Raw genomic sequence first — 6656 nt, 5'->3', positions numbered from 1 at the left:
ATATTTTATTCTTTACGGTCTGACTTCATGCATGTTAAGAGTTTTGGCAATATCGCATAGGAAATTCGTACTATCCTTTTCTTGAATGAGCTAAAAATAAAAGAGTGCTGGAAAGACGAATAATAAGTTGCTTATGCAACATCTGTATGAAAATAAGGTTGATCAGTTCTACATTTTTTAAAAATTACTTCTCGTATTAATTTTTCATTTTAGATCAATTAGTATTCATAATAAGCATTAATTCTGCTGTTAGTTCTCTTGGTTATTCCTGCTTCTAGCATTCATATTTTGATATTCACTCTTGATCTTATTTGTATACCCTGCCTAAGCAGGGCGAATAATCAAAATTAATTTAGATCAATCAACTATATGAATTGATAAAATGTAGTAGCAAAAAAATAATTTTATTTCATATGCAATATTCATTTAAGGATGAACAATAATTTTTACAGCAGACTCATTATTATGAATCAATGTTTCAAAGCCTTTAGAAACAAGATCATCTAAAGCAATCCGTTGGGTAATAAAAGGTTCTAGATTAATTTTACCTTGCTCAACTAAACGAATAGTTTCCTGATGGTCATTGACGTAAGCTATCGTGCCACGAATGTCTAGTTCTTTCATTACTACGCTATGTACATTAATCGTGGCAGGATGGCTCCAAATAGAAACAATTACAACAACACCCGTTGGTTTCATCGCTGCGACGAGTGTATCCATAACTTTATTCACACTACTACACTCAAAAGCAACATCTACACCGCGGTCTTGGGTAATTTTCATTACTTCATTTACCACATCAACCTGAGATGGATCCAGTACATAATCGGCAACTCCGGCCTCTATCGCTTTTTCTTTACGCTTTGCACTTAGCTCAGTGATGATAACCGTAAGGCCTTTGGCCTTTAAAATTGCGGATAAAAGTAAGCCTATTGGGCCAGCTCCACCAACCAATGCTACATCACCTGCTTTTGCACCACTTCTGACATAGGCGTGATGACCAACAGATAAAGGTTCTATCAACGCTGCTTGGTCTAAAGGAATATCATTTGAAATAGGATGTACCCAACGGCGTTGAACTGCAATTTTTTCAGAAAGACCGCCACCCCGCCCGCCTAAACCAATAAAATTCATATTTTTTGATAAATGATACTTATCATGTGGGCCAGTTGGTACATCGTCAGCAATAATATAGGGTTCAACTACGACATGTTGTCCAATTTCGATATCATCTACGCCTTCACCAACTGCATAAACCACACCTGAAAATTCATGTCCCATTGTTACAGGTGCCGACTCTCCTGAAATTGGATGTGGATGACCACATGGTGGAATAAAAATTGGCCCTTCCATGAATTCATGTAAATCTGTACCGCAAATACCACACCATGCAACCTGAATTCCAACGGTGCCTGGAAGTACTTTCGGCTCAGGGATATCTTCAATTCGAATATCCCCTCGGTCATAAAAACGAGCTGCTTTCATCATGTATTCCTTATGTTGATACTAACGCTAAACCATTCCGCCATCTGTCAAAATAAACTGACCTGTAACTTAATTAATGCAACTTTATTGTTTAAACCTTTAAGCACATTGCAGACCCCTTAAATATGAATTGCACGTTGCATTGCAGATAAAACCGACTCATGCATCGCTTCAGACAAAGTAGGATGAGGGAAAATGACCTGCGCTAAGCTTTCATCCGTCGCTTCTAGATATTTTGCGATGGCAAAACCCTGAATATGTTCGGTAACTTCATGCCCAACCATGTGAGCACCTAACAATTCACCTGTTTCCTGACTAAAAATAGTTTTAATGAATCCTGCGCTATCACCCAAAGCCAGTGCCTTACCATTGGCTTGCAAAGGAAACTTACCCACATTGATATTCAAGCCCGCAGCTTTTGCTTTCTGTTCTGTCAAACCAATACTGGCCACTTGCGGATGGGTAAAGATACAGCCCGGAATTTGTGTACGATCTAAAGCATGTACATGGTCTAGGCCTGCGATTTTCTCCACACAAAGAATGGCCTCGTGACTGGCCTTGTGTGCCAAACACGGTGCGCCTGCAACATCACCAATTGCATATACGCCCACAATATTAGTTTTGCACCATGAGTCGACTTTAATAAAACCATTCTCTAATTCGATACCTAAAGCTTCTAGTCCCAGATTTTCAGTATTTGGTTTCACACCAATTGCTGAAAGTACCTTTTCAACGCTAATGACTTGCCCACCTGTGGCAGTTTGAATATGACAATGTACTTGAGCCTGATCAGTTTCTATTTTTTTTACAGTTGCTTCGGTTAAAACCTGCATACCCTGCTGTTCAAATTGCTTTTGTACATACTTCGCAACTTCAATGTCTTCGCTAGGGAGAATCTGCTTAGCAATATCAACCAAGGTGACTTGGCAGCCTAAGTCTTGGTATAGGCTTGCAAACTCACTGCCTATAGCACCCGAACCAATGACCAGTAAAGACTTTGGTAATTGTTCTGGAACCAAAGCCTCTTTATAGCTCCAGACCTGATGGCCATCTACAGCAATATGAGGCAAATTGGCTGCACGTACACCTGTTGCGACAATAATATGCGGTGCAGAAATCTGCTGTTTTTGACCATTCGCATCTGTAAGCTCTAATCGTTCTTTGGCAACAAATTGAGCTGTTGCATTTAAAACAGTGATTTGATTTTTTTCCAATAATTGACCGATACCTTGCACCAGTTGCTCAGAAACCTGTCTGCTATGATGGACCAGTTTTTGAATGTCAAAATCAATCGCGTTAAGCGTAAAACCAAACTGTCCTGCATGTTTGAACTGCTGCGCAAGCGCAGCCCCGCTCAATAATGCCTTGGTTGGAATACATCCCCAATTCAGACAGACTCCGCCTAAGTGTTGTTTTTCAACGATTGCCGTTTTTAATCCCAGTTGCGCTGCGCGAATCGCAGCGACATAGCCTCCAGGACCAGCACCAATAACCACAAGATCAAATCGTGTATCTGACATGGCTATTCCTCCTACACCAAAATTAATGCAGGATTTTCGACAAACTGCTTTAATGCCGATAAGAATTGAGCACCCAACGCACCATCAATGACACGATGATCACAAGATAAAGTCGCTGTCACCATTTCACGAACAACAATCTCATCATTTTCGACGACAGCACGTTTTTCTGCTGTACCTAAGGCCAGAATCGCACCTTGAGGTGGGTTAATAATGGCATCAAACTGTTGAATACCCAGCATCCCCAAATTGGAAATACTGAAACTACCGCCTTGAAACTCGTCAGGTGCTAATTTTCCAGTTTTGGCACGTGTCGCCAGATCACGCATATCATTGGAAATTTGCGCCAAAGATTTACGGTTTGCTGCTTTAATAATTGGTGTAATCAGTCCGTTTTCGATGGCCACAGCAACCGAAATATCAGCTTGCTCAAACTGTAGAATCTGCTGATTTTCTTCATCAAACTGAACGTTAACTTGCGGAACTTTGATCAGTGCGGCGGCAGCAGCTTTAATCAGCATATCGTTGATAGACAGCTTAACTTGCGGCACCGTATTGTTAATTTGCTGGCGCAAAGCCTGAACTGATTCAACATTTAGGTCTATTGTTAAGCGAAAATGTGGTGCATTGCGTTTTGCCGCTTGTAACCTTGAAGCGATTGCTTTACGCATACCATTTATCGCTACAGTGGTAAATTGTGCGGACTCTGTCGGTTGCTTATGATCATGTTGAGCATTTATAGTGTTTTCACGTTGATAGACAGCTTCAACATCTTCCTTGCAGACTCGTCCACGTGAACCCGATGCACGGCAATCATGCAAATTGATGTCCCACTGTTTGGCCAAGCGGCGGGCAACAGGTGTTGCCAAAACATGACTATCATCTGCTTTAGATTTAGCGGCCTTGGTACTGGCTTGATGACGTACATCTGGCCATGAACCACCAGCAGCTTGAACTGCGGTCTGAATATCTTGAACACTAATACGACCTTCACGCCCAGAACCCGTAATCTGAGACAAGTCTACATTGTGCTTTTGAGCTAATTTCAAGGCATGCGGCGTTGCAAAAATATCATTGTTTTGCTGGTAGCCTTGTAACGCAGCAGGAATAGAATATCCGCCCTGAGTCACCACTTTTGATCCATTACCAACACTGTTCTGTTTAGGAGCAGCTTGTATTTTGGTTTCAACTTGAGCTACGGCTACTTTTTCAGGAACTGCTGTTACCGCTTTATTTTCAGTTACCGCAGGTGTGCCGCCTAACGACTGTACAAATGCTTCAACTTCTGCGTCGGAAACTTGAGCGTCTGCACAAATTGCAATGACTCCACCTACAATTAGTGTGTCACCGTCTTTAGCAATGATTTTTCGTAGCAAGCCATCGAAAGGTGCTTCCAGAACATTGACGATTTTTGTGGTTTCAATTTCACAAATTTCCTGTCCTTTACTAAATTGCATACCTTCCTGAATCAGCCATTGGGCAATTGTGCCCTCTTCCATGGACAAACCCCATTTTGGGATTTCTAAGGTTTTAATTTCGCTCATCCTAAGCCTCCAACGTCTTGCGTACAGCCTGTTCGATGCGTTCTACACTTGGTAGCCATTCTTTTTCTAATACAGGTGAAAATGGTACGGGTGAATGTGGTGGAGTGACTAACTCGATTGGTGCTTTAAGATAATGAAAGCCTTTCTGGCCAATAAGTGCAGCCACATCGTGTCCGAAACCGCAACGCGCGGCAGATTCATCTACAATCACCACCCGACCTGTTGAAGCTACGGACTCTAAAATGCCATCTTCGTCTAGTGGAGAAATGGTACGAGGATCAACCACTTCAACCGAAATGCCTTCTTTTGCAAGCTTGTCGGCAACGTCATTGGCACGATGTACCATCAGGCCTAAGGCAATAATTGTAATATCTGTGCCTTCACGGGTGTAATTTGCGACACCAAAAGGAATGGTGTAGGCTTCATCGGGTACCTCGCCTTTAATGTCGTATAACATTTTGTGTTCACAAAAGACAACTGGGTCATCATCTCGAATGGCTTGAATCAATAATCCTTTGACATCGTAAGCACTAGAAGGCACCACCACTTTTAAACCAGGTACCGACGCAAACACGTTATATGGTGATTGAGAATGCTGTGCTGCAGCGGAAAAACCCGCACCAATCATGCCGCGTACAACGAGTGGTGCTTTGGCTTTCCCTCCAAACATATAGCGGAATTTCGCCGCTTGGTTATAAAGCATGTCATAACACACGCCATAAAAATCCATAAACATTAAATCTGCTACCGGTCTTAAACCTGTAGCAGCAGCACCTGCCGCCATACCGATAATCGCAGATTCTGTAATTGGCGTATCAATGACTCGTTCAGAGCCAAATTCAGTCCATAGGCCTTTGGTTACGCCAAGTACTCCGCCAAAACCTTCCAGCTTATTGTCATCGGTATTTTTACCGCCATGTCCACCACGAACATCTTCACCAACCACAATAACACTTGGATCTCGGCGCATTTCTAATTCGATTGCTTCTTTAATTGCGTTTCGATAACTTTTATTTGGCATTTTTCTACTATTCCTTTAGTAAGAGACGTATACATCGGTAAGTAACTGAGAAACTTCTGGGTACTTAGCTGCACGTGCCTTTGCAACGGCATCGTCTACATTGGCTTTAGACTGAGCATCTATCGCATCGAGTTTGGCTTCGTCAATTTTGTCTTTGACTTTTTCACGGAATATTTTCAATGGATCTTTATGTTCTTTCACATAATCCAGCTCTTCTTTAGAACGGATAAGCCCCGGATCACCTTCAAAATGTCCATAAAACCGGTTGGTTACCGTTTCAATCACACTCGGGCCTTCACCACGGCGGGCACGTTCAATTGCTTTTTGTGCAACTTCATACACAGCAAAAAAGTCTGTTCCATCTACTTTTTCAGCAGGTAAGCCAAAGCCTCCTGCTCGGCCTGCAATATCTTTACTGCCTACAGCATAGTCATGTGCCGTGCCTTCACCAAAGCCGTTATTTTCAAAAACAAAAATGACAGGAAGCTTTAACACCACCGCCATATTAATAGCTTCGAAAGTTAAACCCTGATTTGAACCACCATCGCCTGTAAACGACAAACCAATACCACCCGTTTTAAGTGTTTTGGCACTTAAAGCAGCCCCAATTGCTAAAGGTGGGCCGCCGCCCACAATACCATTTGCACCAAGCATACCTTTATCTAAGTCTGCAATATGCATTGAGCCGCCTTTACCACGGCACAGGCCTTCATCTTTGCCAAAGATCTCTAACATCATGGCGTGGATATCACACCCCTTCGCAATACAGTGTCCATGACCACGATGTGTTGATGTGATAAAGTCCTTGTCTGTTAGGTTTTCACAAATACCTACAGCAACTGCTTCCTCACCGCTATATAAATGAATGAATCCTGGGATATCACCTGTATTGTTTTCATCGTGAAGCCGGTCCTCAAATTCACGAATATCACGCATTCTTTTGTATGCTGCTAGCAATTGCTCTTCCGTTAACTGCATATATTTATTCCTTATTGATTACGCTAAAAAAGAAATCCAAAATTGAATAATCAGATTTTTAAACCGTATATTTATATAAGAATATTTTTCTCTAATTTTATATTAGAC

5 protein-coding genes are annotated in these 6656 nt (G+C 41.9%); all 5 read right to left on the bottom strand.

Annotated features, from left to right (window positions below; genetic code table 11):
• Positions 1-426 precede the first annotated feature (426 nt).
• The 5 genes from ADA42_RS02610 to ADA42_RS02590 all read right to left on the bottom strand — a co-directional run bounded on the left by ADA42_RS02610 (position 427) and on the right by ADA42_RS02590 (position 6548).
• The gene (locus ADA42_RS02610) at positions 427-1485 is read right to left on the bottom strand and encodes a 2,3-butanediol dehydrogenase (RefSeq protein WP_048763460.1); all 1059 of its coding nucleotides are present in this window, start codon (positions 1483-1485) and stop codon (positions 427-429) included.
• A 119-nt stretch (positions 1486-1604) separates the two neighbouring features.
• Positions 1605-3005 (bottom strand): dihydrolipoyl dehydrogenase, encoded by a 1401-nt coding sequence (gene lpdA / locus ADA42_RS02605; RefSeq protein ID WP_048763458.1) that lies wholly within the window; start codon positions 3003-3005, stop codon positions 1605-1607.
• An 11-nt stretch (positions 3006-3016) separates the two neighbouring features.
• Positions 3017-4549, bottom strand: a complete 1533-nt coding sequence (locus ADA42_RS02600) for a 2-oxo acid dehydrogenase subunit E2 (RefSeq protein ID WP_048763456.1) — start codon at positions 4547-4549, stop codon at positions 3017-3019.
• A 1-nt stretch (position 4550) separates the two neighbouring features.
• Positions 4551-5570, bottom strand: coding sequence for an alpha-ketoacid dehydrogenase subunit beta (locus tag ADA42_RS02595; RefSeq protein WP_048763455.1), 1020 nt, complete (start codon positions 5568-5570; stop codon positions 4551-4553).
• 15 nt (positions 5571-5585) lie between these two features.
• Entirely contained in the window at positions 5586-6548 is a 963-nt protein-coding gene (locus tag ADA42_RS02590; RefSeq protein ID WP_048763454.1) for a thiamine pyrophosphate-dependent dehydrogenase E1 component subunit alpha, read from the bottom strand.
• Positions 6549-6656: the final 108 nt, after the last annotated feature.

This window comes from Acinetobacter sp. 243_ASPC, from assembly GCF_001054715.1.
Lineage (GTDB): Bacteria > Pseudomonadota > Gammaproteobacteria > Pseudomonadales > Moraxellaceae > Acinetobacter > Acinetobacter soli.
The sequence above is the reverse complement of the archived record's forward strand: the minus strand, read 5'-3'. Positions and strand labels throughout refer to the sequence as shown.

Excerpts from the sequence above, each read along its gene's own strand:
- ADA42_RS02610 (WP_048763460.1), bottom strand. The coding sequence starts at position 1,485 with ATGAAAGCAGCTCGTTTTTATGACCGAGGGGATATTCGAATTGAAGAT.
- lpdA (WP_048763458.1), bottom strand. The coding sequence starts at position 3,005 with ATGTCAGATACACGATTTGATCTTGTGGTTATTGGTGCTGGTCCTGGA.
- ADA42_RS02600 (WP_048763456.1), bottom strand. The coding sequence starts at position 4,549 with ATGAGCGAAATTAAAACCTTAGAAATCCCAAAATGGGGTTTGTCCATG.
- ADA42_RS02595 (WP_048763455.1), bottom strand. The coding sequence starts at position 5,570 with ATGCCAAATAAAAGTTATCGAAACGCAATTAAAGAAGCAATCGAATTA.
- ADA42_RS02590 (WP_048763454.1), bottom strand. The coding sequence starts at position 6,548 with ATGCAGTTAACGGAAGAGCAATTGCTAGCAGCATACAAAAGAATGCGT.